The 1,027-nt window shown below is 71.0% G+C and carries 1 pseudogene; it reads right to left on the bottom strand.

The annotated features are described in order from the left end of the window. Positions 1 to 1,027: pseudogene (locus EJK91_RS22045) on the bottom strand (PE family protein); the annotation flags it as partial.

The raw sequence follows: 1,027 nt of genomic DNA, 5'->3' as shown, positions 1-1,027 counted from the left end.
GTGCCATCAACACCGTCGACGATCGGGCCCCGGCCCGCACCACCGGCACCACCCTGGCCGGCGTCACCACCGGCACCGCCGGCACCACCGGCATAACCATCCAGATGCGTGCCATCACCATCGGCACCGTTGGCGCCCTCGCCGCCCTCACCACCAGAGCCACCGGCACCACCAGCACCACCAAGACCCTGCAAGGCTGCGCCGCCCTTACCCGTGCCACCCGCACCACCAGCGCCACCGGCGCCACCATTGGTGCCCGACTCACCAGCACCACCGGCAGTACCGGCCACCGTGGCGTCCGCACCGGCCTGACCGGTGTACCCGACACCACCGGCACCGCCGTCACCACCAGCACCACCCAGGCCATCATCGGCACGCCCGGAACCATCAGCCTTCAGACCACCCAGGCCACCATCACCACCCGCACCACCAGTGCCACCAGCACCACCTTCGACACCCGCGGTCAGCGAGTCAGCCCCGGTGAAGCCGTCACCACCCTTACCGGCGTCACCACCGGCACCCGCGGTGCCATCAACACCGTCGACGATCGGGCCCCGGCCCGCACCACCGGCACCACCCTGGCCGGCGTCACCACCGGCACCGCCGGCACCACCGGCATAACCATCCAGATGCGTGCCATCACCATCGGCACCGTTGGCGCCCTCGCCGCCCTCACCACCAGAGCCACCGGCACCACCAGCACCACCAAGACCCTGCAAGGCCGCGCCGCCCTTACCCGTGCCACCCGCACCACCAGCGCCACCGGCGCCACCATTGGTGCCCGACTCACCAGCACCACCGGCAGTACCGGCCACCGTGGCGTCCGCACCGGCCTGACCGGTGTACCCGGTACCACCGGCACCGCCGTCACCACCAGCACCACCCAGACCATCATCGGCACGCCCGGAACCATCAGCCTTCAGACCACCCAGGCCACCATCACCACCCGCACCACCAGCACCACCGGCGCCGCCTTCGACACCCACACCCGTGGAGTCAGCACCGGTGAAGCCGTCGGTGAAGCCGT

This window comes from Mycobacterium sp. P7213 (genome assembly GCF_900604305.1).
Classification (GTDB): domain Bacteria; phylum Actinomycetota; class Actinomycetes; order Mycobacteriales; family Mycobacteriaceae; genus Mycobacterium.
The sequence above is the reverse complement of the archived record's forward strand: the minus strand, read 5'-3'. Positions and strand labels throughout refer to the sequence as shown.